17 protein-coding genes are annotated in these 24,930 nt (G+C 72.8%); 9 read left to right on the top strand and 8 right to left on the bottom strand.

Translation table 11 applies throughout. The annotated features are described in order from the left end of the window. The 4 genes from ACZ4TR_RS33360 to ACZ4TR_RS33345 all read left to right on the top strand — a co-directional run bounded on the left by ACZ4TR_RS33360 (nucleotide 1) and on the right by ACZ4TR_RS33345 (nucleotide 12,893). Nucleotides 1-10,308, top strand: a complete 10,308-nt coding sequence (locus ACZ4TR_RS33360; protein WP_465291642.1) for an SDR family NAD(P)-dependent oxidoreductase — start codon at nucleotides 1-3, stop codon at nucleotides 10,306-10,308. A 127-nt stretch (nucleotides 10,309-10,435) separates the two neighbouring features. Further along, on the top strand, nucleotides 10,436-11,362 hold the full coding sequence (locus tag ACZ4TR_RS33355) for an ATP-binding cassette domain-containing protein (protein ID WP_465291640.1): 927 nt from the start codon (nucleotides 10,436-10,438) through the stop codon (nucleotides 11,360-11,362). Beyond that, nucleotides 11,359-12,186, top strand: coding sequence for an ABC transporter permease (locus ACZ4TR_RS33350; RefSeq protein ID WP_465291638.1), 828 nt, complete (start codon nucleotides 11,359-11,361; stop codon nucleotides 12,184-12,186). The genes ACZ4TR_RS33355 and ACZ4TR_RS33350 overlap by 4 nt, the downstream gene beginning before the upstream one ends. A gap of 128 nt (nucleotides 12,187-12,314) precedes the next feature. After that, nucleotides 12,315-12,893 (top strand): methyltransferase domain-containing protein, encoded by a 579-nt coding sequence (locus ACZ4TR_RS33345; RefSeq protein ID WP_465291636.1) that lies wholly within the window; start codon nucleotides 12,315-12,317, stop codon nucleotides 12,891-12,893. Between the two features lie 81 nt (nucleotides 12,894-12,974). On the opposite strand, the gene ACZ4TR_RS33340 is transcribed toward ACZ4TR_RS33345, so the two are convergent. Beyond that, the gene (locus ACZ4TR_RS33340; RefSeq protein ID WP_465291634.1) at nucleotides 12,975-13,739 is read right to left on the bottom strand and encodes an AfsR/SARP family transcriptional regulator; all 765 of its coding nucleotides are present in this window, start codon (nucleotides 13,737-13,739) and stop codon (nucleotides 12,975-12,977) included. 293 nt (nucleotides 13,740-14,032) lie between these two features. On the opposite strand from ACZ4TR_RS33340, the gene ACZ4TR_RS33335 reads away from it, so the two are divergent. Further along, complete coding sequence (locus ACZ4TR_RS33335) at nucleotides 14,033-14,650, top strand: ScbR family autoregulator-binding transcription factor (protein WP_364515346.1); 618 nt, start codon at nucleotides 14,033-14,035, stop codon at nucleotides 14,648-14,650. A gap of 60 nt (nucleotides 14,651-14,710) precedes the next feature. Here ACZ4TR_RS33335 and ACZ4TR_RS33330 read toward each other — a convergent pair whose 3' ends face one another. Continuing rightward, complete coding sequence (locus ACZ4TR_RS33330; protein WP_465291632.1) at nucleotides 14,711-15,340, bottom strand: ScbR family autoregulator-binding transcription factor; 630 nt, start codon at nucleotides 15,338-15,340, stop codon at nucleotides 14,711-14,713. A 208-nt stretch (nucleotides 15,341-15,548) separates the two neighbouring features. Between ACZ4TR_RS33330 and ACZ4TR_RS33325 the strand changes: the two genes are divergently transcribed. Together ACZ4TR_RS33325 and ACZ4TR_RS33320 are read left to right on the top strand one after the other, a co-directional pair. After that, on the top strand, nucleotides 15,549-16,517 hold the full coding sequence (locus tag ACZ4TR_RS33325; RefSeq protein ID WP_465291630.1) for a ScbA/BarX family gamma-butyrolactone biosynthesis protein: 969 nt from the start codon (nucleotides 15,549-15,551) through the stop codon (nucleotides 16,515-16,517). Further along, on the top strand, nucleotides 16,514-18,421 hold the full coding sequence (locus ACZ4TR_RS33320; RefSeq protein ID WP_465291628.1) for an NAD-dependent epimerase/dehydratase family protein: 1,908 nt from the start codon (nucleotides 16,514-16,516) through the stop codon (nucleotides 18,419-18,421). Before ACZ4TR_RS33325 ends, ACZ4TR_RS33320 begins: the two co-directional genes overlap by 4 nt. Here ACZ4TR_RS33320 and ACZ4TR_RS33315 read toward each other — a convergent pair. Then, a complete protein-coding gene (locus tag ACZ4TR_RS33315; protein ID WP_465291626.1) occupies nucleotides 18,407-18,826 on the bottom strand; it encodes a M15 family metallopeptidase in 420 nt (139 codons plus the stop codon). The genes ACZ4TR_RS33320 and ACZ4TR_RS33315 overlap by 15 nt on opposite strands. Nucleotides 18,827-18,952: 126 nt before the next feature. Here ACZ4TR_RS33315 and ACZ4TR_RS33310 point away from each other — a divergent pair, with 126 nt between their 5' ends. Both ACZ4TR_RS33310 and ACZ4TR_RS33305 read left to right on the top strand, forming a co-directional pair. Next, nucleotides 18,953-19,612, top strand: a complete 660-nt coding sequence (locus tag ACZ4TR_RS33310) for a response regulator transcription factor (RefSeq protein WP_465291625.1) — start codon at nucleotides 18,953-18,955, stop codon at nucleotides 19,610-19,612. Between the two features lie 16 nt (nucleotides 19,613-19,628). Beyond that, complete coding sequence (locus ACZ4TR_RS33305) at nucleotides 19,629-20,708, top strand: sensor histidine kinase (RefSeq protein ID WP_465291623.1); 1,080 nt, start codon at nucleotides 19,629-19,631, stop codon at nucleotides 20,706-20,708. Here ACZ4TR_RS33305 and ACZ4TR_RS33300 read toward each other — a convergent pair. The 5 genes from ACZ4TR_RS33300 to ACZ4TR_RS33280 are packed head-to-tail and all read right to left on the bottom strand — an operon-like array spanning nucleotide 20,685 to nucleotide 24,888. After that, nucleotides 20,685-21,797: a UDP-N-acetylglucosamine--N-acetylmuramyl-(pentapeptide) pyrophosphoryl-undecaprenol N-acetylglucosamine transferase gene (locus tag ACZ4TR_RS33300; RefSeq protein WP_465291621.1), complete on the bottom strand. Its 1,113-nt coding sequence runs from the start codon at nucleotides 21,795-21,797 to the stop codon at nucleotides 20,685-20,687. The two genes, ACZ4TR_RS33305 and ACZ4TR_RS33300, sit on opposite strands and share 24 nt — an antisense overlap. Nucleotides 21,798-21,800: 3 nt before the next feature. Next, complete coding sequence (locus tag ACZ4TR_RS33295; RefSeq protein ID WP_465291619.1) at nucleotides 21,801-22,214, bottom strand: GNAT family N-acetyltransferase; 414 nt, start codon at nucleotides 22,212-22,214, stop codon at nucleotides 21,801-21,803. A gap of 16 nt (nucleotides 22,215-22,230) precedes the next feature. Beyond that, the gene (vanX, locus tag ACZ4TR_RS33290; protein WP_465291617.1) at nucleotides 22,231-22,839 is read right to left on the bottom strand and encodes a D-Ala-D-Ala dipeptidase VanX; all 609 of its coding nucleotides are present in this window, start codon (nucleotides 22,837-22,839) and stop codon (nucleotides 22,231-22,233) included. Beyond that, a complete protein-coding gene (vanA, locus tag ACZ4TR_RS33285; RefSeq protein WP_465291616.1) occupies nucleotides 22,836-23,876 on the bottom strand; it encodes a D-alanine--(R)-lactate ligase in 1,041 nt (346 codons plus the stop codon). The genes vanX and vanA overlap by 4 nt, the downstream gene beginning before the upstream one ends. Next, the gene (locus tag ACZ4TR_RS33280) at nucleotides 23,869-24,888 is read right to left on the bottom strand and encodes a D-isomer specific 2-hydroxyacid dehydrogenase family protein (RefSeq protein WP_364515315.1); all 1,020 of its coding nucleotides are present in this window, start codon (nucleotides 24,886-24,888) and stop codon (nucleotides 23,869-23,871) included. The genes vanA and ACZ4TR_RS33280 overlap by 8 nt, the downstream gene beginning before the upstream one ends. Nucleotides 24,889-24,930: the final 42 nt, after the last annotated feature.

Raw genomic sequence — 24,930 nt, 5'->3', positions numbered from 1 at the left:
ATGACTGACGAAAGCAAGCTGGTCGACTACCTGAAGCGGGTGACCGCCACCCTGCAGGAGACGCGGGAGCGGCTGCGCGAGGTCGAAGCCGCGGACGCCGAGCCGATCGCCATCGTCGCGATGGGCTGCCGGTACCCGGGCGACGTCCGCTCACCGCAGGACCTCTGGGACCTGGTCGCCGAGGGCCGCGACGCCATCGGGCCGTTCCCCGCCGACCGCGGCTGGGGTCTGGACTCGATGTTCGACGCCGACCCCGACAGCCCGGGCACGAGCTACGTGAGCGAGGGCGGCTTCATCCACGACGTCGCCCAGTTCGACGCGCCCTTCTTCGGCGTCTCGCCGCGCGAGGCGCTCGCCATGGACCCGCAGCAGCGGCTCGTGCTGGAGCTGGCGTGGGAGACCTTCGAGCGCGGCGGCATCGCCCCGCATTCGCTGGCGAAGCAGCAGGTCGGCGTCTTCCTCGGCAGCGGCGACCAGGACTACTACGACGAGCTGCCGCCGTCGGTGCTCGCCGGTGAGGTGCAGGACTACCTGAGCACCGGCAACGCCGGCTCGGTCATCTCCGGCCGGATCGCCTACGCGCTGGGCCTGGAAGGCCCGGCCATCACGATCGACACGGCCTGCTCGTCTTCGCTGGTCGCGCTGCACCTGGCCGTGCAGGCGCTGCGGCAGCGCGACTGCGCGCTGGCGCTGGCCGGCGGCGTCATGGTGATGTCGCGGCCCGGCCCGTTCGTCGCCTTCAGCCGCCAGCGCGGGCTCGCCGCGGACGGCCGCTGCAAGCCGTTCTCCGACAGCGCCGACGGCACCGGCTGGGCCGAGGGCGCGGGCACGCTCCTGCTGGAGCGCCTGTCCGACGCGCGCCGCAACGGTCACCCGGTCCTCGCCGTCGTGCGCGGGTCCGCGGTCAACTCCGACGGCGCGTCCAACGGCCTCACCGCGCCCAACGGTCCTTCGCAGCAGCGCGTGATCCGGCAGGCCCTGGCGAACGCGCAGCTGTCGGCGTCCGATGTGGACGCCGTCGAAGGCCACGGCACCGGCACCACGCTCGGCGACCCGATCGAGGCCCAGGCCCTGCTCGCCACCTACGGCCAGGACCGCGACCGCCCGCTGTGGCTCGGGTCGATCAAGTCGAACATCGGCCACGCCCAGGGCGCGGCCGGGGTCGGCGGCGTGATCAAGATGGTGCAGGCGCTCCAGAACGGCGTCCTGCCGAAGACCCTGCACGTCACCGAGCCGACCACCGAGGTCGACTGGACGGCCGGGAACGTCTCGCTGCTGACGGAGGAACAGCCGTGGGCTGCGGGCGACAAGCCGCGCCGCGCCGGCGTTTCCTCGTTCGGCGTGAGCGGCACCAACGCGCACGTGATCGTCGAAGAGGCACCGCCGGTCGACGTCGAAGAGACGACGCCGAGCTGGCCCGCCGAAGTGCCGATCCCGTGGCCCCTTTCCGGGCACGGCACCGCGGCCCTGAAGGCGCAGGCCTCGCGACTGCTATCCGTTGTGGACGGTGTTTCACCGCTCGACCTCGGCTTCTCGCTGGCGACGTCCCGCTCGCCGCTGTCCCACCGCGCCGTCGTGCTCGACGGGACGGCCGGGGTCGCCGCGCTCGCCGATGGTGAGCCGTCGCCGGACGTGGTCACCGGCACGCCGGTCGAAGGGCTGACCGCGTTCCTGTTCTCCGGCCAGGGCGCGCAGCGCGCCGGCATGGGAGCGGAGCTGGCCGCCGCGTTCCCGGTCTTCGCCGCCGCGTTCGACGAGGTCTGCGCGGAGCTGGACCAGCACCTCGACCGTCCACTGAAGACGGTCGTCTTCGACAAGCCGCGCCTGATCAACCAGACCGGCTACACCCAGCCCGCGCTGTTCGCCATCGAGGTCGCGCTGTTCCGGCTGCTGTCCTCGTGGGGGCTCAAGCCCGACTTCCTGCTCGGCCACTCGGTCGGCGAACTGGCCGCCGCACACGTCTCCGGGGTGCTGTCGCTGGCCGACGCCTGCACGTTGGTCACCGCCCGCGCGAAGCTCATGCAGGCGCTTCCCGCCGGAGGCGCGATGGTCGCGCTGCAGGCGACCGAGGACGAGGTCACCCCGCACCTGACCGCGGACGTGAGCATCGCCGCGATCAACGGCCCGGACTCGGTCGTGCTGTCCGGTACCGAAGACGCCGTCGCCGCCGTGGTCGCGGAGTTCGAGGGACGCAAGTCGTCGAAGCTCAAGGTGTCGCACGCGTTCCACTCGCCGCTGATGGAACCGATGCTGGCCGAGTTCGCCGAGGTCGCCCGCACGCTCACCTACTCCGAGCCCACGATCCCGCTGGTCTCCAACGTCTCCGGCGCACTGGCCGGGGGAGAGGTCGCCACGCCGGAGTACTGGGTCTCGCACGTCCGCGCGGCCGTCCGGTTCCACGACGGGCTCACCGCGCTCGGCGCCCAGGGCGTCTCGCGGTTCGTCGAGGTCGGGCCGGACGGCGTGCTGTCCGCACTCGCCCGCCAAAGCTTGGACGCCGTGGTCGTGCCGGTCCTGCGCAAGGACCGCCCCGAGCCGCGGGCCGCGCTCACCGCCTTGGCCGAGCTGTACGTCAGCGGACTGGCCCCGGACTGGGCCGCGGTGTTCGAGGGCCGCGGCGCCCGGCGCGCCGACCTGCCGCCGTACGCCTTCCAGCGCAAGCGCTACTGGCTCGACGCCCGCGCCAACCGCGACGAGGTGACCGCCGCGGGCCTCACCTCCGCCGGGCACCCGCTGCTCGGCGCGGCCATCGCGCTCGCCGACACCGACGGCGTCGTGCTCACCGGCCGCCTGTCCCTCGAGACCCACGCGTGGCTCGACGGGCACCGCCTGGGTGACGTCGCCACCGTGCCCGGCACGGCTTTCCTGGAGCTGGCGATCCGCGCCGGCGACCAGGTCGGCTGCGGCCGCATCGAGGAGCTCACGCTCGGCAGCCCCCTGGTCGTCCCGGACCGCACCGGCGTCCAGGTGCAGGTCACGGTCGGTGCCGCCGACGAAAACGGCGTCCGCGCCGTCCAGATCCACTCGCGCCCCGAAGACTCCGGCGAGCCGTGGGTCCTGCACGCCGGCGGCACCGTCGCGCCGCAGTCCCACCGCGGCACCGCACTGACCGAGTGGCCGCCGCCGGGCGCCGAGCCGGTCGCCATCGACGGCCTCTACGACGACTTCGCCGACACCGGCCTCACCTACGGCCCGCTGTTCCGCTCCCTGCGCGCGGTCTTCAAGCGTGGCCGCGAGGTCTTCGCCGAGGTCGCCCTGCCCGAAGACAGCGACGCCGAACGCTTCGGCCTCCACCCGGCCGCGCTCGACGCCTGCACGCACGCCCTGCGCGTCGCGGGCGGGGGAGACGGCGGAGTCGGCCGTGTCCCGTTCTGCTGGACCGGCGTCGAACTGCACGCCACCGGCGCCTCGGCGCTGCGGGTGCGGTTCACCCCGACCACCGAGGACGGCTTCGCCCTGGACCTCGCCGACACCACGGGTGCGCCCGTCGCCACCGTCGCGGAGACGGTGTTCCGCGCGTTCACCACGCCGGTCGCGGCGGAGGCACCGCTCTACCGCATCGAGTGGCAGCGGATCCCCGCCGAGTCCACTGAGTCCACTGTGGACGTGTCGAACGTCGGGATCTTCGACTGCGCGGGGCCCGAGACCCACGAGCTGACCCACCGCACGCTCGGTGCGCTGCAGGACTGGCTCGCCGCGGAGCACCCGGAGGACGCGCGCCTGGTCGTCGTCACGCGGGGTGCCGTCGCGGCGGCCGGGGGCGTCACCGACCTCGCCGCGGCCGCGGCCTGGGGGCTCGTGCGCTCGGCGCAGGAGGAGAACCCCGACACGTTCGTGCTGCTGGACCTGGACGCCGAGGCCGAGGTCGACGCGGTCCTGCCGCAGGTCCTCGCCACCGGGGAGCCCCAGGCCGCCGTCCGCTTCGGCACCGTCCTCGTCCCGCGGCTCGTCCGCACCGCGGCGGCGGCCGAACCGGCGTACTTCCACCCGGGCGGCACCGTGCTCGTCACCGGCGCGTCCGGCGCGCTCGGCGGCGCGCTCGTCCGGCACCTGGCCGGACACTACGAGGTCCGGCGCTTTCTGCTGGTCAGCCGCCGAAGCACACCCGAGCTGGAGAGCCTGGCCGCCGAGCTGGACGCCCACGTCGACCTCGCGCAGTGCGACGTCGCCGACCGCGCCGCGCTGGCCCGGGTGCTGGCCGCGATCCCCGCCGAGCACCCGCTCACGTCCGTGGTGCACGCCGCCGGCGTCCTCGACGACGGCGTCATCACCGCACTGACGCCCGAGCGCCTCGACACCGTGCTGCGGCCGAAGGTCGACGGCGCGCTGAACCTGCACGAGCTGACCCGCGACACCGCGCTCTCGGCGTTCGTGTTGTTCTCCTCGGTCTCCGGCGTGCTCGGCGCCCCGGGCCAGGGCGGGTACGCCGCCGCCAACGCGTTCCTCGACGCGCTCGCGAGCCACCGCGTCGCCCGGGGCCTGCCCGCGCAGTCGCTGGACTGGGGCCTGTGGGGCGAGGCCGGCGGCATGGGCGGCACCCTGACCGAGGCCGAGGTCGCCCGCTTGGGCACGAGCGGCATCGTGCCTCTGTCCACTTCGGACGCACTCGATCTCTTCGACCGCGCGCTGGCGTCCCGGCAGGCCGCCGTCGCGCCGGTGAAGCTCGACCTGCCCGCGTTGCGGAAGCTGGACCGGATCCCCAAGACCCTGGAGGAGCTGACCGGCCGGCCCACCCGGCGGGTGGCGGCCACGGCGACCGCACCGGAAGACTCCTTCGCGGCCCGCGTCCGTGCGCTGCCGGAAGCGGACCGGGCCGATGCCGTGCTCGAGCTGGTCCGCGGCCACGCCGCGACCGTGCTCGGCTACGGCGGCGCGCACGAGATCGAACCGGCCGCGCAGTTCCAGTCGCTCGGCTTCGACTCGCTCACCGCGATCGAACTGCGCAACGGCCTGACCGCGGCGACCGGGCAGCGGCTGCCCGCGACTCTGATCTTCGACCACCCGACGCCGTCGGCCCTGGCCACGCACCTGCTCACCGAGCTGACGGGTGGGCCGGACCAGGTCGTCACCACGGCTGTGGGGTCTTCGGCGGCTCACGACGAGCCCATCGCGATCGTCGGCATGGCCTGCCGGCTGCCCGGCGGGGTCACCTCGCCCGAGCAGCTGTGGGAGCTGGTCGCCAACGGCCGCGACGCCATCGGCGACTTCCCCGCCGACCGCGGCTGGGACGTCGACGGCCTGCTCGACCCGACCGGCCGCCGTCCCGGCACCACCTACGTCGCCCGCGGCGGGTTCGTCCACGACGCCGGCGACTTCGACGCCACGTTCTTCGGGGTCTCGCCGAAGGAAGCCCCGGCCATCGACCCGCAGCAGCGGCTGCTGCTGGAGGCGTGCTGGGAGGCCCTGGAGCGCGCGGGCATCGACCCGTCCTCGCTCAAGGGCAGCCCGACCGGCGTCTACGCGGGCGTCCAGTACCACGACTACGTGGGCGCCAACAGCGCCGGCTCGATCGTCACCGGCCGGGTGTCCTACACCCTCGGCCTGGAGGGCCCGGCGGTCAGCGTCGACACGGCGTGCTCGTCTTCGCTGGTCGCGATGCACATGGCCGCCCAGGCCCTGCGCGGCGGCGACTGCACCCTGGCCCTGGCCGGCGGGGTGACCGTGATGGCGACGCCGGAGACGTTCGTCGAGTTCAGCCGCCAGAAGGGCCTGGCCGCCGACGGCCACTGCAAGGTCTTCTCCGACGACGCCGACGGCACCACCTGGTCCGAGGGCGTCGGCGTGGTCGTGCTGGAGCGGCTGTCCGAGGCCCGCCGCCTCGGCCACCCGGTGCTCGCGGTGCTCAAGGGCAGCGCGGTCAACCAGGACGGCACGTCCAACGGCCTCACCGCGCCCAACGGTCCCGCCCAGCAGCGCGTGATCCGGGCCGCGCTGGCCGACGCCGGCATCACCGCGGCCGACGTCGACGCCGTCGAGGCGCACGGCACCGGCACGAAGCTGGGCGACCCGATCGAGGTCCAGGCGTTGCTGGCCACCTACGGCAAGGAGACCTCGGCCGACCGTCCGCTGTGGATCGGCTCGGTCAAGTCGAACCTCGGCCACACGCAGGCCGCGGCCGGCGCGGCCGGGGTGATCAAGATGGTGCTGGCGATGCGTCAGGGTGAGCTGCCCGCGACGCTGCACGTCGGCCGCCCGTCGACCGAGATCGACTGGTCGTCCGGCACGGTCCGGGCGCTGGTGGAGCCGGTGAAGTGGCTGCCCAACGGGCACATCCGCCGGGCCGGCGTCTCGTCGTTCGGGGTCAGCGGCACCAACGCCCACGTGATCCTCGAAGAAGGCGATCGCCGGGAAGTCACCGGCGGCCACGACCACGAAGGCCCGGTCGCCTGGCCGGTGTCCGGCCGCGGTGCCGCCGCGATGCGGGCCCAGGCCGAACAACTCATGTCCTATGTGGACGAAGAGCCGGACGGCAGCCTCGCCGACATCGGGTTCTCGCTGGCCACCACGCGCAGCGCGTTCGACCGGCGGGCCGTGGTGATCGGGCAGCGGTCGCCGCAGTTCGTCCGCGGTCTCGCGGCGCTGGTCGACGAAGAGGAGGCGCGCGGGGTCGTCAGCGGCATCGCGACCGCGGGCGGCCGAACGGCGTTCCTGCTCGCCGGCCAGGGCGCGCAGCGCGTCGGCATGGGAGCCCGGCTCGCCGAGCAGTTCCCGGCCTTCGCGGCCGCGCACGACGAGGTCTGCGCGGAACTCGACCGGCACCTCGACCGCCCGATCCGCTCGGTCACCGACGAGCTGGACGAAACCCGCTACACGCAGCCCGCGCTGTTCGCGCTGGAGGTCGCGCTGTTCCGCCTGGTGCAGGCGTGGGGAGTCAAGCCGGACGTCCTGATCGGGCACTCGATCGGCGAGATCGCCGCGGCCCACTGCGCGGGCGTGTTCTCCTTGGCGGACGCGGCCAAGCTGGTGGTCGCCCGGGGTGCGCTGATGCAGGCGCTGCCGACCGGCGGCGCGATGGTGGCGATCGAAGCGACGCCGGAGGAAGTTCGCGACGACAGTGTCGACATCGCCGCGGTCAACGGGCCGAACTCCGTCGTGATCTCGGGAGCGGCCGGCGCCGTAGCCGCGGTGGCGGCGAAGTTCGAGCGCACCAAGCAGCTGAAGGTGTCGCACGCGTTCCACTCCCGCCTGATGGAGCCGATGCTCGAGGAGTTCCGCGCGATCGCCGCGAAGCTGACCTACGCGTCGCCGCGGATCCCGGTCATCTCGACGGTCGCCGAGGGCGCCGATCTGACCTCGCCGGAGTACTGGGTCCAGCAGGTGCGCGAAGGCGTCCGGTTCGCCGACGCGGTCACCCGCGCCGCGGCCGAGGGCGTCAACCGGTTCCTGGAGCTCGGTCCGGACACCACGCTCGCCGCGATGACGGCCGCGTGCTTCGACGAACGGCCGGAGGTGCTGGCGTCCATGCTGCACAAGGAGAACGACGAAGCCGTGGCCGCCCTGACCGGCGTCGCGCAGCTGCACGTCAGCGGCGTCGACGTCGACTGGGCCGCGATCTACGAACCCACCGGGGCCCGGCCGGTCTCGCTGCCGACCTACCCGTTCCAGCGGCAGCGCTTCTGGCTGGAGAGCACCACCGGCGCGGTGAGCCAGGACGACCACCCGCTGCTCGGGTCGGCCCTCGAGCTGGCCGGCGCCGACGGGCTGCTGTTCACCGGGCGGCTGTCCGTGGGCACGCACCCGTGGCTGGCCGACCACGTCGTCGGCGGCGCGATCCTGTTCCCCGGCACCGGGTTCGTCGAGATGGCGATCCGCGCGGGGGACGAGGCCGGCTGCCCGCGGCTCGACGAGCTGACCCTGGAGTACCCGCTGGTCGTGCCGGAGCGGACCGGCGTCCGCGTCCAGTTCGCCCTCGAGGCGCCCGGCGCCGACGGCACCCGCGCGTTCAGCGTCCACTCGCGGCCCGAGGGCGCGAGCGGCGCGTGGACGCGGCACGCCACCGGCAAGCTCGCCAAGGCTGCTCGGAAGGCGGACTTCGACCTGACGGCCTGGCCGCCCGCCGGCGCCGAGCAGGTCGACCTGGAAGGCACCTACGAGGAGCTGGCCGCCGACGGGCTCGCGTACGGTCCGGCGTTCCGCGGGCTCGTCGCGGCCTGGAAGCGCGACGGCGAGGCGTTCGCCGAGATCCGGCTCCCGGCTTCGGTGTCCGATGTGGACCGCTACGGCGTCCACCCGGCCGTGCTCGACGCCGCGCTGCACACCATCGGCGTCTCCGGCGCGGCGGGCGACGAGCCCGCCCTGCCGTTCGCGTGGGAAGGCGTGCGGCTGCACGCCGTCGGGGCGACGACCCTGCGGGTCCACGTCCGCCCGGTCGGTTCCGGCGCGGTCGCGCTGGACGTCGCCGACGGTGCCGGAGCCCCGGTCGCGTCGGTGGAATCCCTGCTGCTGCGCCCGATGTCCGCCGTGCCGCAGGCCGCTCCGGCCGGTGGCGGCGACACGCTGTTCCGGCTCGCGTGGGAACCCGCCGAGCTCGACGCGGTCGCCGAGGTCACCGACTGGTCCGTGCTGGGCTCCGACCCCTTCGGCCTCACCGAAGCTCTGGGTGCGAAGGCGGTATCGGCCGCGGAGGCGACCGGCCTGGCGGTGCTCGCTGCGGGCGGGGACGACCTCCACGCCGAACTGCACCGCGTGCTCGGGCTGCTGCAGTCGTGGCTGGCCGGGTCCGGGGAGTCGCTGATCGTCGTGACCCGCGGCGCGGTGGCGGCCGAGGCGGGGGAGGACCCCGACCCGGTCGGCGCCGCGGTGGCGGGCCTGGTCCGCTCGGCGCAGGCCGAGCACCCGGACCGGATCACCCTCGTCGACCTCGGGGCGGGCACCCCGGCGGGCCGGACGCTCGCCGCGGTGGCGGCCTCCGACGAGCCGCAGGTGGCGCTGCGGGCGGGCGCGGTGCTGGTGCCGCGGCTGGCCCGGGCGGCCGACGCGGTGGCGGCCCCGGTGTGGGACGCGGGAGGCACGGTGCTCGTCACCGGGGCCACCGGCGCGCTCGGCTCGGCCGTGGCGCGGCACCTGGTCACCGAGCACGGCGTGCGGAACCTGCTCCTGGTCAGCCGGCGGGGAGCCGACGCTCCCGGCGCGGCCGAACTGGCCGCGCTCGACGCCGACGTCACCATCGCCGCCTGCGACGTCGCCGACCGCGACGCGGTGTCGGCTCTGCTCGCCGGAATCCCGGCGGAAGCGCCGCTGCGGGCCGTGGTGCACGCCGCCGGCGTCCTCGACGACGGCATCCTGACGTCGCTGACCCCGGACCGGCTCGACACCGTGCTGCGGCCGAAGGCCGACGCGGCCCTGGTGCTGCACGAGCTGACCCGCGAGCTGGACCTCACCGCCTTCGTGCTGTTCTCCTCGGCCGCCGGCGTCCTCGGCGCGCCGGGGCAGGGCAGCTACGCCGCGGCCAACGCGTTCCTCGACGCCCTCGCCGTCCGGCGCCGGGCCGAAGGGCTCGCCGGCACCTCGCTCGCGTGGGGCCTGTGGGCCGGCGGCATGGGCGAGGCGCTGGAAGACGCGGACGCGCACCGCATCGGCGAGACCGGCATCACCGCACTGTCCACTGAGGACGGCTTGGGGCTGCTGGACTCGACGGCCGGCGCCGCCGACGCGGTGCTGGTGCCGATCGCGCTGGACACCCGCGTGCTGGCTGCGTCGGGAGACGACGACCTGCCCGCGGTGCTGCGCGGACTGGCCGGAACGCCCGGTCGTCGCGCGGCGCAGGACGCGGCCGAGGACACCGAGACACTGGCTCGCAAGCTCGCGGGCCTGCCGGTGGCCAAGCGCGTCGCGACCGTGCTGACCCTGGTGCGCACGCACGCCGCTGCGCTGCTCGGCCACGCCGGGCCGGAGGCGGTGGAACCGGACCGCTCGTTCAACGAGGTCGGCTTCGACTCGTTGTCCGCCACCGGGTTCCGCAACAAGCTCAGCCTGGTCACCGGCATGAAACTGCCGGTGAGCCTGATCTTCGACTACCCGACCCCGCGGATCCTCGCCGAGCACCTGGCCGGCGAACTGGCCCCGGCCGAGGACGAGGTGGCGGTGGTCTCTCCGGGAACCGTTACCGAGCAAGGGGTTCGCGACGCGCTGGCGGGCATCCCGCTGGAGAAGCTGCGCGCCGCCGGGCTCCTGGACGGCCTGCTGGAGCTGGCCGGCGTGCGCCTGCCCGAGGCGGAAGAGGCCGAAGCCGTCGAGGAGGCCACGATCGACGACCTCGACACCGACGCCCTGATCAGCATGGCGATCGGCGGTGGGGACGACGACTAGCCCCGGCGCCACCCCTATCCCGGCCCGACCCGGCCATTATTGCCGCCGCCGAGCGGCGCGTGGCCCACTGGTACGGACAGTTCCCCTGCTTCACAACGATCTTGACCCGAACGAGGAGAGGTAACCGATGGTCACCGGCTACGCAATCGAAGCACGGGGGCTGCGCAAGTCCTATGGCGACGTCAACGTCCTGGAAGGCGTCGACCTCAGTGTCCGGCGCGGCACGATGTTCGCGCTGCTGGGCCCGAACGGCGCCGGGAAGACCACGACGGTCCGGATCCTGAGCACCCTGCTGGACGCCGACGGCGGCACCGTGACCGTCAACGGTCACGACCTCGGCGGGCCCAAGCGGAAGGTGCGGGAGCAGATCGGCCTCACCGGGCAGGACACCGCGGTCGACGAGCTGCTCACCGGCCGCGAAAACCTGCGGATGATGGCCCGCCTGTTCCACCTGGGCGCGGCGGAGGCGAAGACCCGCGCCACCGAGCTGCTCACGCAGTTCGACCTGACCGACGCCGCCGACCGCCAGGTCAAGACCTACTCCGGCGGCATGCGCCGCCGGCTCGACCTGGCGATCAGCCTGATCACCTCGCCGCCGGTGCTGTTCCTCGACGAGCCCACCACCGGCCTCGACCCGCGCAGCCGCTCGGCGATGTGGGACGCGATCCGCGAGCTCCTCGACGGCGGCACCACGATCCTGCTCACCACGCAGTACCTCGAGGAGGCCGACCAGCTGGCCGACCGCATCGCGGTGATCGACAAGGGCCGCGTGGTCGCCGAGGGCACCGCCGCGGAGCTGAAGCGCAAAGTCGGCACCGAGCGCCTCAAGCTCACCTTCGCCACCGCCGCCGAAGCGGAGCGCGCGCACGGCGTCACCGGCGGCGTGCTGATCGACGCCACGGTCAGCGTCCCCATCGACCAGCCCGGCCAGGTCCGGCGGGTGCTCAACCAGGTCGCCGACGCGGGCCTCGAGACCACCGGGCTCGAGCTTTCCGAGCCGACCCTGGACGACGTTTTCCACACCCTTACCGGAACCGCGGGAGAGAAGCGATGACCCAGACCTTGTCCAGGGAGGTCGAGGGGACGCAGCTCCCCGAAACCCCGAGCCGATCCTCCTTCGCGCTCGCGCTGTCCGACTGCCGGGTGCTGATCGGGCGCAACGTCAAGCACATCGCGCGCAACGCGGAGATGCTGATCCAGGCGGTCTCGCTGCCGATCGTGCTCCTGCTGCTGTTCCGCTTCATGTTCGGTGGCGCGATCAACGTCCCGGGCATGGCCTACATCGACTACCTGCTGCCCGGCCTGCTGGCCATCAGCATCGCCTTCAACTCCACGTCCACCGTGGTGGGTGTGGCCGCCGACCTCACCCAGGGCCTGGTGGAGCGGTTCCGGTCGATGCCCATGGCGGGTCCGGCCGTGCTCGTCGGCCACGTCGTCTCCGGCGTGCTGCGCAGCCTGCTCTCGTTCGTGGTCATGGTCGCGGTCGGCTTGGCCGTCGGGTTCCGCCCCGCGGGGGGCGTGCTCGGCTGGCTCGGCGCGATCGGCCTGCTGACGCTGTTCGCGACCGGCGTCTTCTGGCTGGCCACGCTCCTGGGGTCGATCGCCAAGACCGTCGAAGGCGCGGGCGGCCTCGGCATGATCCTCGTCTTCATCCCCTACGCCAGCAGCGCGCTGGTGCCCACGGCGTCGATGCCCTCGGTGCTGCGGGTGGTCGTCGACAACCAGCCGGTGACCGTGCTCATCGACGCCATCCGCGGCCTGATGAACGGCACCGAGCTGGGCTCGACCGGCTGGCTGGCGCTGGCCTGGTGGGTCGTCATCACCGCCGGCGCCGCGTACCTCGCGATCCGGAAGTTCCACCAGCGCGCCCGCGGCTGACCTCCCGCGACGCCGAGCGGCCCGTGCTCCGAGCACGGGCCGCTTTCGCGTGCGCAAGGTCGACTTTAGGTCGGTCCGGCACTCTGCGTAGAGAAGATCCGACCAGACCGTGAAGTGAGGTGGTCCCGATGCCGACCCGCATCGCCGAGAAGCCGGCCGTGACCCTCGACGCCTGGTCCGCTCCGCTGGCCGCGGATCCGGCCGGTGCGGCGGCGTTCCTCGCCGAGGTGGCCGACCGGGTCGCCCGGCGCCCGCGCGTGCTCGTCCCGGGCGGTGGCCCGGTGGCCGACGCGCTCGCGGCCGACGGGTACGCCGTCACCGACGCCGGCTTCGGCAACCTGCCCGGCCAGCGCTTCGATGTCGTCTACGCGGGCTCGGACGTCCTCTCCCGGCTGCTCGTGCAGCGGGAGCAGGTGCGCCTGGTGCGCCGGCTCGCGACGCTGCTGCGCCCCGGCGGCGGCCTGGTCGTCCAGGGGTTCCACCCCGACCCGGCCCGCTGGGCGGCGCACCCGCTCGTCACCGGGCACGACTGCGCCCGCCAGATGCTGTTCCTGGCCGACGCCCGGGTGCCGCTGCGCTACGTGTGGCCCGCGGAGCTGGACCTGATGGCCGAGCTGGCCGACCTCGCGCTCGACAGTCGCTGGGGCGGTTGGTACGGCGAGCCCGCCGCGTGCGGTGAGCCGGTCGTTTCCCTCTACCGAAGCTGACGCGGTGCTGTGAAAAGAGCGACGGCCCGGTCCCCCGCTGGTGGCGGAGGACCGGGCCGCTGGGCCGGACGCGGAGGGGAATCAGACCGCGTCCGACATCTCGCCGACGAGGATGCTGTGGTGCAGCTTCCGCAGCGAGCTGCCGGGTTCGATACCCAGCTGCTGGACGAGGTGGTGCCGGGCGGAGGCGAACGTCTCCAGCGCCTCGGCACGGCGGTTCGACCGCAGCAGAGCCGTCATCAGGTACTCGTAGAACGTTTCGCGCAGCGTGTGCTCCTTCGCCAGCGCGGAAAGCTGCCCGACGACCTCGCGGTGCCGGCCGATCAGCAGCTCCGTCTCCATCAGCAGCTCCAGGCACTCCAGCCGGGTCTCCTCCAGCAGAGCGGCGTAGGCCTGGACGTCGGGGGAGTCGGTGAAACCGCCGAAAGCTTCGCCGCGCCACAGCTTCGCCGCTTCGCGTAGAACGGTCGCGGCTTCCTTGTAGTTGCGGTCCCAGTACAGGGCCCGGCCGCGCTCGTACAGGCGGGTGAAGCGGTCGGCGTCGAGCTCGCCGTCGGTGACGTGCAGTGAATAGCCGCGCGGGCTGGTCACGACCGGGCTGTCGTCCGCGTCGTCACCCGTGCCGCGCAACAGCTTCCGCAGCTGTGACACGTAGACGTACAGCGCGGCGCTCGCCCGGGCCGGCGGGTGCTCTCCCCAGAGCTCGCCGATCAGGTGCTCGGTGGTCGCCACCTGGTTGCGCTTGACCAGCAGCACGGCGAGCAGCGTCTCGATCTTGCGTGCCCGCGGGGCGCTGACGCCGGGCCGCCCGCCGACTTTCAGCTGCCCCAGTATCTCGTAGTCCATTTCCAGTGCCTCCGGAGTCCGCGTGTCGATCGGATCTGCCCGGCCTGGCGCCCCCAGTGTGTCCTCCAGCGCCCATGTGCCCGGTCCCACATCCGCAGCGTACTAAACCGGGGGGTCGGTTTTCAAGACAAAACCGGGAGGTCGGTCGGTTTGTTCTGTGAGTGGTCGCGAAGTACCTTGGCAGACAGCGGTTTTTGGGGTTCCCCTAGTTGTAAACCGGGCGGTTGGTATGTAATCATGATCGGGACGCGCAGGGTCCCTGCGCCGGATGGCTCGAGCTGAGGGGACCGAAGGTGACCAAGCAGGCACGCTCGGAACAGACGCGGCGCCTGCTGCTGGAGGCCGCGGCCGAGCTGCTGCACCAGGACGGCTACGCCGCCACCAGCATGGTGGGCATCGCGCAGGCGGCCGGCGTCACCAAGGGCGGCCTGTACTTCCACTTCTCCTCCAAGGACGAGATCTGCGACGAGGTGCAGATCGCCGCGACGGACGTGCTGCGCGCGCACGTGGCCCGCCAGCTCGCGGTGCCGCGGCCCGCTTTGCGGCGCCTCGCCGAGCTCAGCCGCGCCCTCATGCACTGGCTCGACACCGACCCGAAGGTCGGCGCGAGCTTCCGCATGGCCCGCGAGATGGGCTCCGTGGACGAGCGGTTCGTCGTGTTCTCCCGCACCTGGCTGGCCCAGGTCCACGAGTACGTCGCCGACGCGATCGACGGCGGCGAGCTCGGCGCCGACGTGCCGCTCGAAACCGCGGAACTGCTGGTGGTGGTCACCTGCGTCGGCCTCGAATCCGTGGTTTCCAGCCGGATCGTCGTGCCGGACAGCGACCTCGCCGTGACGCTGGGGAAGCTGTGGCGGCTCATCGAGCTGGCCGAGCGGTCGCCGCGGCCGACGGCGGGCGCGGGAGCCTGACCTCGGGAAAGCCCGAAAAAAGGCGGTCCGGCAGCTGCCCGACCGCCCGTTCCCGCGTGCTCAGGCCGAAGCGGGCTGGTGGATCGTGCCCTCCGCGACGAACCGGTGCAGCCGGCGCGGTGGCACCACGGAGACCAGGATCGTGTTCCACATGAACGTGATCCGCTCCAGCAGGTCCGTCCGCCCGGTGAGCACCTGGGAGCTCAGCTGGATCCCGGTGAACGACGCCTGCACGAACTGCGCGAGGTCGTGCGGGTTGATCTCCTTGCGCAGGTCGCCCGCCGCCTTCGCGGCGAGCAGGCAGCCGTGGATCGTGTCGATCCACCGCTTGTAGGCGTTGGCCGCCGGCGCGATGAACGAACCCTGCTCGATGACGAGCCGGATGCTGGCGCGGACCCGGACGTCGGACTGCAGGCTGGCCGCCATGCCCTGGGTGAGGTCGATGACCGTCTGCAGCCCCGGGTTCTCGATCTCCGCGAGGGGGTCCGAGACCGTGAACTGCTCGTCGATCAGCGCGTCGGCGAGGTCTTCCTTCGACTTGAAGTGGAAATACAGCGCACCCTTCGTGACACCCGCTTCGGTCAGGATGTCCGACAGGCTCGCGCCGAGGAAGCCGACCGCGTCGAACCGGGAGGCCGCCGCCTCGAGGATCGCGTTCCGTGTCTGCTCCGCACGTTCTTGGCGAGCCACGTCCAGCCCCTCTCCCTTGTGGCCGGTCGGTCCACAGTAGACCATTCGGCGGTACCTCATGCGTCAGTACGCCAGTCTACGGCCCGTTGCACGGGAAAGCCACTAAAAAAAACCGCTCGGTTGGTATGGTTTTAGGTGTCCGGTTCGGCTACAAATGAGAGCGGGGGAGTACTGGGGTACTGGGGTAGGACATTCTAGGAGGACCGTCATGGTCGGCACCATCCTTCAGGAATCTGCGCGCGAAATTCCGGAAACCAAGATCATCGACATGTCCGCGCCGCGGGCGGTGGACTTCCAGCAGACGATCCCGCGGAGCCTCGTGCACCGCGCGGCCGTCTCGGAGGTCTTCGTCACCGATCTGAACATCGTCGGCGAAGGCCGGTTCGAGGTCGGCGCGCAGTGGCCGCGCCGGCACAGCTTCTTCGGGCCGCGGACGCCGGTGTTCCACGATCCGATGCTGTACGCGGAGACGATCCGCCAGGCGGCACTGCTGATCGCGCACCGGGCGTACGGCGTACCGCTCAGCCACAGCTTTCTTTCCGATCACAAGGAGTACGCGGTCGAGGAGACCGGACTGGCCACGCTCGGCCGCCCGGTCGACGTGGTGCTGAGGGTCACCGCGCACGAGGTCGAATACCGCGGCAAGAACGTCGGCGGCATGCGGCTGGACTTCGAGTGCTTCCGCGACGGCCGCCGGATCGGCACCGCGTCGGAGCGCTGGCGCTGCGTGTCCTCGGCGGTCTACCGCCGGGTGCGGGGCGACCACTTCGCGGCGACGCCGTTCCAGGCCGCGGTCCTGGCGCCGGTCGCCCCGGCGTCGGTCGGCCGCGACCGGGAAGAGGACGTCCTGCTGGCGGCGACGCCGACGGACGGCACGTGGGCGCTGCGCTTCGACCCGGACCACGCGGTGCTGTTCGACCACCCGGCCGACCACGTGCCGGGCATGGTGCTGATCGAAGGCGCGCGGCAGGCGGCGCTGCTGGCGATCGGCGACCCGTACGCGCTTCCGGCGCGCGCGGAGTTCCGGTTCGACTCGTACGTCGAGTTCGACTCGGAGTGCCTGCTGATGGTCAAGGCGCACGAGCAGGGGCCCGACCGCACGCGGACGGTCCGGGTCGAGGCCCGCCAGAAGGGCACGACGGCCGCGAGCGGCACGCTGGGGATGCGTTTGTCGTGACGGCCGCCGAGCCGGACATCCTGGTCACCGGCGCCACGGGCTTCGTCGGCACGGCGGTGCTGCGCGAGCTGGTCGGGCGGGGAATGGGGCCCCGGATCCGCATCCTCGTCCGCCGGCCGGTGCCGCAGTGGATGACCGACGGCGGAGTGACGACGTGGGCCGGCGACCTCACGGAAGCCGGCGGCCTGGCGGGGCTGTGCACGGGGATCACGACGCTGGTCCACCTGGCCTCCCAGGTGGGCGGCGACGCGGCCCGCTGCACGGAGGTCAACGAGGGCGGAACGGCGAACCTCCTGGCCGAGGCCCACCGAGCGGGCACGGCGAGCGTGCTGTACCTGAGCACGTGCGCGGTGTACCGCGACGGGGTTCACCAGGGCGCGCAGGTGCCAGGAGACGGGCGGGCGCCGTCAGCCCGGAGCGGCCTGGGGGCCGGCTCCGGGTTGGCGGCGAGCGCGGGGGAGGCCCTGCGGGGTACGCCGGGGGCGTTGACCAGTGGGGACGGGTCGGCGGGCGAGTACCGGGGGAGCGGGGGCGGGGTGGCGGCGGAGCAGGGGCCGCCGGCCGGCCGGGACGGTTCGGCGGGGGAGGCTCTGCGGGGCCGGCTGGGGTCGCTGACCAGTGGGGACGGTTCGGCGGCCGAGATCGTGCGGGGCGGGCCCGGCTCGCTGACCAGTGGGGACGGGTCGGCGGCCGAGCGCAAGGGCAGCGGATCTGGGGTTGTGGCAGATCCGGGGCTGCCGACCAGTGGGAGCGGGTCGGCGGGGGAGGTTCTGCAGGGCGGCCCTGCCTCGCCGGCCGGCCGGGGCGAGCGCAACAGGAGCGGGTCTGGGCTGGTGGCGGATGCGGGGCTGCCGACCAGTGGGAGCGGGTCGGCGGGCGAATGCCAGAGGGTCGAGTCCGGGCGGGCGGCGGATCTGGGGCCGCCGGCCACCCGGACCGGCCTGGCAGGCGAGGGCTTGCCCGCCGGGTCCGGGCCCATCCCGGATCCGGCCTCGCCGCCTGCCCGCGGTAGTAAGGGCGGCCATCCGCACCCCGAGCCGGTTACCGGCCCGGCCTCACTTTCCGGCCGGAGCGGTCCGGCAGGTGAGGGCCTTCATGCCGGGTCGCGGCTGGTCGCCGAGCCGGCTTCAGCACCAAGCGCCGGCGACCCGGCGGGTGACTACCCGCACCCGGGCCCGGCCTCGCCGCTCAGCCGCAGCAGGCCGGGAGGCGGCGACCCGCGCGCCGGATCCGAGTTGGCCTCACTGCCCGGCCGGAGCGGCTCGGCAGGCGAGCCCCTTCAACCCGGGTCGGGGCCGATCACGGCGGCCGCACCACCCGCCGCCGGCGCCCCGGCGGGAGACCACCCGCACCCCGGCCTGGTCACCGACCCGGCCTCGCCGACCAGCCGCAGCAGGCTGGCCGGCGAGCGGCTCGTCCTCGCGGCCGGCGGCACGGTACTCCGGCCGCACCTCGTCCACGGCCCCGGCGATCGGCACGTCGTGCCGGCGCTGGTCCGGTGGATCCAAGCCGTCCCGGCTTGGGCGGCCGGCGGCATAGCCCGCACCTCGCTCGTCGCCGTGGCCGATCTCGCGGCCGCGATCGCCGTGCTGGCCCTCGATCCCGGCCTGAGCCGGCCCGGCGAGGTGCTCCACGTCGCCGACCCGCGGCCCGAATCGATCCGGACCCTGGTCACCGCGGTGTGCGAGCTGCTCGGCCTGCCGCTGCCCGCCGCCGACCTGCCGCTGGCCGAGCACCGGGCGCGTACGCGGGCGGCCCTCCCGTCGCTCACCGACCACCAGTACTCCCTGCTCACGCGGGACCACTGGTACGAAAGCAGCCGCATCTGGGAACTGACCGGCGTCACCCCGAGCCCCCGGCTGGCCGAGGCCGCGGACTGGTACCGCGAGTCACTCGGACGCTGACCGCATCCTCGGGTCGTGCGTCGGATCGGGGTACATCGGCGGGCACCCGTGCTCCACGGCCGAAGGACGCAACTCGTAGTGCCAGGGTTCGTTGCGGTAGATCTGGCAGAGCCCGTACCGCGCGCCGTGCGCGGAGAGCCACGCCCGGGCGGCCGCGGGCCCGACGTCGACCGCGTTGCCCGAAACGTGCGCGGACGTGTCGGGAGTGGCCACCCACCGGGCGGCCGCCTCGGGCGATCCGTACTTCACCACCGCCGCCGCGAACAGCTCTGCCTGGTACTCGCGCGAACGCCGGCCACCGTTGACGACGAACTCGATCCCGGCGTCCGTCGCGGCCCGGCGCAGGGCACCGAGCAGCGCGGGATCGAGGTTGGCCACGGCCGGGGAGTCGTCGAACACTTTCACCGGGGAAGGGACGGCACCGGCCGATCGCTGGGAGCACATGCCCGCAGTCAAGGCACCGCGGTGTTGCCGGCCCGTATCCCGGTTTCGATATGCCGGCGATAGGGCCCCGCTCGTAGCATCGGGACCGTGCGTGTGCTGATCGTCGAGGACGAGCCCTACCTGGCGGAAGCCGTCCGCGACGGCCTGCGCCTGGAAGCCATCGCCGCCGACATCGCCGGGGACGGCCACACCGCCCTCGAACTGCTGGACGTCAACGCCTACGACATCGCCGTCCTCGACCGCGACATCCCCGGCCCGTCCGGTGACGAGGTCGCCGGGCGCATCGTCGCCTCCGGCAGCGGCATGCCGATCCTCATGCTCACCGCCGCCGACCGGATCGACGACAAGGCGTCCGGCTTCGAACTCGGCGCCGACGACTACCTCACGAAGCCGTTCGAAATCCGGGAGCTCGTGCTCCGGCTCAGGGCCCTCGACCGCCGGCGCGCCCACAACCGGCCCCCCGTCCGGGAAATCGCGGGCCTGCGCCTGGACCCGTTCCGCCGCGAGGTCTTCCGCGACGGCCGTTACGTCGCGCTCACCCGCAAGCAGTTCGCCGTGCTCGAAGTCCTCGTCGCGGCCGAAGGCGGGGTCGTCAGCGCCGAAGAGCTCCTCGAGCGGGCGTGGGACGAGAACGCCGACCCGTTCACCAACGCCGTGCGCATCACGGTTTCGGCACTGCGCAAGCGGCTCGGGGAACCCTGGGTCATCACGACCGTGGCCGGCGTCGGCTACCGCATCGGCACCTGACGTGGGGGAAGAGACCGTGGACCGGAAGCCGGGGCTGAGCGTCCGCCTCAAGCTCACCCTCAGCTACGCCGGGTTCCTCATGCTCGCCGGGGCCCTGCTGCTCATGACCGTGTGGCTGTTCCTGCGCGGCAACCTGCCCGACGTCGCGGTCATGCCCGGGGGCGTGCTGAACCGCGCCAACCTGATGAGCACCTTCACCTCGGCCGCGGCGGTGGTCGTGGTCTTCCTGCTGGTCTTCGGGCTGCTGGGCGGGTGGATCCTCGCCGGCCGCATGCTCGCCCCGCTGACCCGCATCACCGACGCCGCCCGCAGGGCCACCGAAGGATCGCTGTCCCACCGGATCCTCCTGGACGGCCGCAAGGACGAGTTCCGCGAGCTCGCCGACGCCTTCGACGCGATGCTCACCCGCCTCGAAACCCACGTCGCCGAACAGCGGCGGTTCGCCGCCAACGCCTCGCACGAACTGCGCACACCGCTGGCGATCTCGCAGGCACTGCTCGAGGTCGCCCGCACCGATCCGGCGCAGGTGTCCGGCGAGCTCGTCGACCGCCTCCACGCCGTCAACACCCGCGCCATCGACCTCACCGAAGCGCTGCTCCTGCTCAGCCGGGCCGACCAGCGCTCCTTCACCCGGGAACGCGTCGACCTGTCCCTCGTCGCGGAAGAGGCCACGGAAACGCTCCTTCCCCTGGCGGAAAAGCGTGGCCTCACCATCGAGACGTCCGGCGAGGTCGCCCCCACGCACGGCTCCCACGCGCTCCTGCTGCAGCTGACCACGAACCTCGTGCACAACGCGATCGTCCACAATGGACCCGATCGGGGCGCGGTGTGGGTGACGACCGCCGTCCAGCCCAAAACCGTGGCGCTCACCGTCGAGAACACCGGCGAGACGCTCACCCCGCGGCAGGTTTCCACGCTCGTCGAACCGTTCCAGCGCGGCACCGAGCGCGTCCGCGCCGACCACGCGGGGGTCGGCCTCGGTCTGGCGATCGTCAACAGCATCACCCAGGCGCACGACGGCACGCTCACCCTCGCCCCCCGCCCCGGCGGCGGGCTCAGTGTCACGGTGCGGCTACCACGGTCCTGGCTCCGGTGACCCCCGGCGCGCGGCGATCGCGGTGAGCACGTGCCGGGCCAGGACGACGTCCGCGTCGGCCGCGCCGGCGGCGCGCGCACGAGCCGACATCGCCGCGACCCGCCCGGGATCGGTGAGCACGGGCAGCAGGGTCGTCTCGATCCAGGCCGGGTCGAGGCCGGCGTCGTCGACGAGCAGGCCCCCGCCCGCCGCGACGACCGGTCCGGCGTTCAGCCGCTGCTCACCGCCGCGGTCCGGAAGCGGGACGTACGCGGCGGGCAGGCCGACGGCGGCGAGTTCGGCGCACGTCATCGCCCCCGAGCGGCAGAGCGCGAAGTCGGCCGCGGCGTAGGCGTAGCGCATCTCGTCGACGTACGGGGTGACGACGTAGGGCGGGTCGCCGGCCGGCACGGCGACCGCGTGGCGCGGCCCGGTGATGTGCAGGACCTGCACGCCGGCCGCCCGCAGCGCCGCGGCCGCGCCGGACGCCGCGGCGTTGATCGCCCGCGCGCCCTGCGAACCGCCGGTGACCAGCAGGACCGGCCCGCCGGGGTGCAACCCGAACCGCTGCCGGGCCGCGTCGCGCAGTGCGGGCCGGTCGAGCCCGGCGATCGCCGGCCGCAGCGGGATCCCGATGGCGGTGGCGTGCGCCAGCCGGACCCCCGGCGCGGCGGCGAAGACGTGCGTCGTCATCCGGGCCGCCAGCCGGTTGGCGACGCCGGGCCGGGCGTTCGCCTCGTGGACGACGATCGGCAGGCCCTGCTCGCGGGCGGCGAGGTAGGCCGGCAGGGAAACGTAGCCGCCGAAACCCACCACGGCCTCGGCGCGCACGCGGCGGAGCACCGATCCGGCCGCTCGCACCGAGTCGCGCAGCTTGCCGGGCGTGCGCAGCAGGGCGCGGCCCGGCCGGCGCGGCAACGGCGCCGGCGGGATGAGCTCGAGGGGGTAGCCGCGGGCCGGGATGAGCGTGGTGTCCAGGCCGCGGACGGTGCCGAGGGCGGTGATCTCGGCCGTGGGCACCAGCCGGCGCACCGCGTCGGCGAAGTTCATCGCGGGTTCGATGTGCCCGGCCGAATGGCCACCGGCGACGACGACGCGCGGCGCTGCCACGTCTCAGATCTCCTTGCGGTAGGTGTGCGAGGTCGACGTCCGCCGGTACCCGATGCCCTCGTAGAACGGGTGCGATTCGGGGCGCGCGACGTTCGAGCGGACCACGATCGTGCGCAGCCCCTGCCGTGCTGCCCACTGTTCGGCGGCTTCCACCAGCGCGCGGCCGACGCCCGAGCGGCGGGCCGCCGCGTCGACGACCAGGCCGGTGATCTCGAGGAGTTCCTCCTGGTGCGGGAGCGCCGGCCGCCGCTCGGCACTGACGTAACCGTCGATGCGGGAACCGCCGGCCGCGACCAGGACCCACTGGGTGTCCGAACGCAGGATGGCCGCCAGCCGCCGGGTCACCGCGCCGAGTTCGCCCGGGTAGCCGAGTTCGGCCAGCAGCCCGGTGATCCGCGGGGCGTCGGCGGCGCGCACCGGCCGGATCTCCCGGTCATCCGACGGGGAAGTCAAAGTACGTGTCCGGGTAGGGCTCGTCCCGCAGTGTGTAGTGCCACCATTCGCGGTCGTACCGCCGGAAACCGCAGGCTTCCATGAGGGAACAGAGGTGGTGCCGGTTGCCCGCTTCGGCCGGGGTGATTCCCGGTGCGCCGTGGTGCGAAACCGCGTCCATCAGGTCGTGGCCACCGCCCATGGCCGCGAGTTCGCCGGTGGCCAGGTGGTAGAGCGTCAGGTCGACGGTACTGCCCCGGCTGTGCCCGGACTTGGCGGCCACGTAACCCTTTTCGAACATCTCGGCCCGGTCGATGTTCGGGTGGTGCCGCGGCTTCGTCCGGCCGTCCTCGGGCTCACGCGACCAGCGCAGGAAGCAGTCCACGGCGCGTTGCGGCCGGTAGCCGTCCCACAGGAGCAGGCCGAAGCCCAGGGACTCGGCCTTTTCCCGGGCTCGCTCCAGCGCCACGCACAGAGCGCGCGTGCCGACGACCCGGTTCGCCAGGTAGCCGTCCACCGGCTTGCCGGTGAAGTTGTCCCAGGTGGCGTACTTGGCGTCCCAGCGGATGCCGGGCACGAACTCGTCCACGAAGACGAAGTCGTCCTTCATCGGGCTTTCCCCGTCAAGGCCAGCGAAACCAGCCGGTCGAGCACATCGCCGAGCGGCAACCCCGCGGCCGCCATCATCCTCGGGTAGCGGCTGTAGGAGGTCAGGCCGGGCAGGGTGTTGACCTCGTTGAGGACCACCGTCCCGTCGTCCTTCAGGAACAGGTCCACGCGCGCGAGTCCCCGGCAGCCCAAAGCGCGGTAGACGGCCTTCGCCGTTTCCTGCACCAGCGCGCGCGACTCCGCCGGGATGTCCGCGGGAACGATGAACGTCGAGTTCTCGGAACCGCTTTCCGGGTTGCTTTCCTGGTGGATCTTGAAGAATCCGTGGGAGAGCGCGACCCGGTCCAGCTCGCCCGTGATCAGGTCTTCGTCGTTCCCCAGGACGGAACACCCGATCTCGCTGCCCGCGACCGCCTGCTCGATCAGCACCTTCGGGTCGTACTGCCGCGCGGCCTCCACCGCACCCGGCAGGTCTTCCTCGCGGGACACCTTGCTGACGCCGAACGACGACCCGGAGCGGGCCGGCTTGACGAAGACGGGGTAGGTGAGCCCACCGGGATCGACGGTCTCGCCGGCGGTGACGGTCCGGAACTCCGGCGTCGCGATCCCCGCGCTCGCGGTGACGAGGTAGGTGAGGGACTTGTCCATGCACAGGGCGGAACTCGGGACGTCACAGCCGGCGTAGGGAACGCCGGCCAGTTCGGCTAAACCCTGCATCGCGCCGTCCTCGCCGAGCCGGCCGTGCAGGAGGGGCAGCACGACGTCCAGCCTGATCGTTTCGTACTTCCCTTCGTCCAGGACGAGCAGTCCGTGGACGCTCCGGTCCGGCGACAGCACGACCGGACGGCCGCCGTCGTTCTCCCAGCCCTCACCGGGGCCGTCGCAGAGCTTCCACTCGCCGCTCTTCGTGATCCCGATCCAGAACGGCTCGTACTTGTCCGGGTCGAGGTGCTTCGCGACCTCTCGCGCGGACTTGACGGAGACGGGGTGTTCTTCGGTCGAGCCACCGAAGATGATTCCGACCTTCAACCTATCCATGCCGCTTCCCGCTTTCAAAGGTCAGGCAGTTGACGAGACTGTTTTCGACGGTGTCGCTCAGGGCGTGGTCCGTGTAGTAGGCGATGTGCGGGCTGATCAGCACGTTCGGCATTTCCTGCAGCCGCAGCAGGGATTCGCTCCCGGGGGACCGGTCCCGGCAGTCGGCGTAGAAGATCCCTTCCTCGCCCTCGAGGACGTCCAACGCCGCGCCGCCCAGCTTTCCGCTTTCCAGCGCCCGGACCAGGGCCTCGGTGTCGAGCAGGGAACCGCGTCCGGTGTTGATGACGACGGCGCCCCGGCGCATGCGGTCGATCCTCCGGCGGTCCAGGAGGTGGTGGGTGTCCGCGGTGAGGGGCGTGTGCAGCGTCACGATGTCGCTCTGCGCCAGCAGATCGTCGAGCGTGACGTAGTCGGCGGAGGTCTGCGGACGGCTGTCGTAAGCCAGCGTCTGGCAGCCGAAACCCCGCAGCCGGTCGATGACCGCGGCGCCGATGCGTCCCGTGCCGATCACCCCGACGGTCAGGTCGCGCAGTTCTTTCCCGCGTACCTCGCTCAACCGGTAGTCGTGGACCTCCGCGCGGCGGAGGACGGATTTCGCGTTCCGCGCCGTCATCAGCATCAACATCAGCGTGTAGTCGGCCACGCTGTCGGGGGAATAGGCGACATTGCCCACGGAAATGCCGACGCGGTGGGCGTAGTCCACATCGATGTGGTCGAACCCGATGCTGCGCGTGGAGATGTATTCCACGCCGGCTTCGCTCAGGGCGAGCAGGGTGGGGCCGGTGATCCGGGTCTTGTGGCCGACGCTGACGCACCGGTTGCCGAGCGCCAGTTCGCTGGTGGCTTCGGAAACCGCGGCATCGGTGATGGTCGGCACCACGCCGAAGCGGGGCGCCAGCTCCCGGAACAGGACGGCCTCAGCCGGCTCGCACCCGTAGATCGTGATTCCGGTCGCCGCCGGAGGCAGGGCCGGCGAGCGCACCGCGGTACGTCCTGGTTCGCCGTGAGTCATGCCGGCCAGTCAAACCGGCGCGGTGTTGCCGGCCCGTATGCG

The organism is Amycolatopsis sp. NPDC028719 (assembly GCF_055565395.1).
Note: the sequence above shows the minus strand (reverse complement) of the source record. Positions and strands in the feature narration are given on the sequence as shown.

Bases quoted from the DNA above. Each gene is read 5' to 3' on its own strand.
- ACZ4TR_RS33360 (WP_465291642.1), top strand. From the start codon at position 1: ATGACTGACGAAAGCAAGCTGGTCGACTACCTGAAGCGGGTGACCGCC.
- ACZ4TR_RS33355 (WP_465291640.1), top strand. From the start codon at position 10,436: ATGGTCACCGGCTACGCAATCGAAGCACGGGGGCTGCGCAAGTCCTAT.
- ACZ4TR_RS33350 (WP_465291638.1), top strand. From the start codon at position 11,359: ATGACCCAGACCTTGTCCAGGGAGGTCGAGGGGACGCAGCTCCCCGAA.
- ACZ4TR_RS33345 (WP_465291636.1), top strand. From the start codon at position 12,315: ATGCCGACCCGCATCGCCGAGAAGCCGGCCGTGACCCTCGACGCCTGG.
- ACZ4TR_RS33340 (WP_465291634.1), bottom strand. From the start codon at position 13,739: ATGGACTACGAGATACTGGGGCAGCTGAAAGTCGGCGGGCGGCCCGGC.
- ACZ4TR_RS33325 (WP_465291630.1), top strand. From the start codon at position 15,549: ATGGTCGGCACCATCCTTCAGGAATCTGCGCGCGAAATTCCGGAAACC.
- vanX (WP_465291617.1), bottom strand. From the start codon at position 22,839: ATGAAGGACGACTTCGTCTTCGTGGACGAGTTCGTGCCCGGCATCCGC.
- vanA (WP_465291616.1), bottom strand. From the start codon at position 23,876: ATGGATAGGTTGAAGGTCGGAATCATCTTCGGTGGCTCGACCGAAGAA.
- ACZ4TR_RS33280 (WP_364515315.1), bottom strand. From the start codon at position 24,888: ATGACTCACGGCGAACCAGGACGTACCGCGGTGCGCTCGCCGGCCCTG.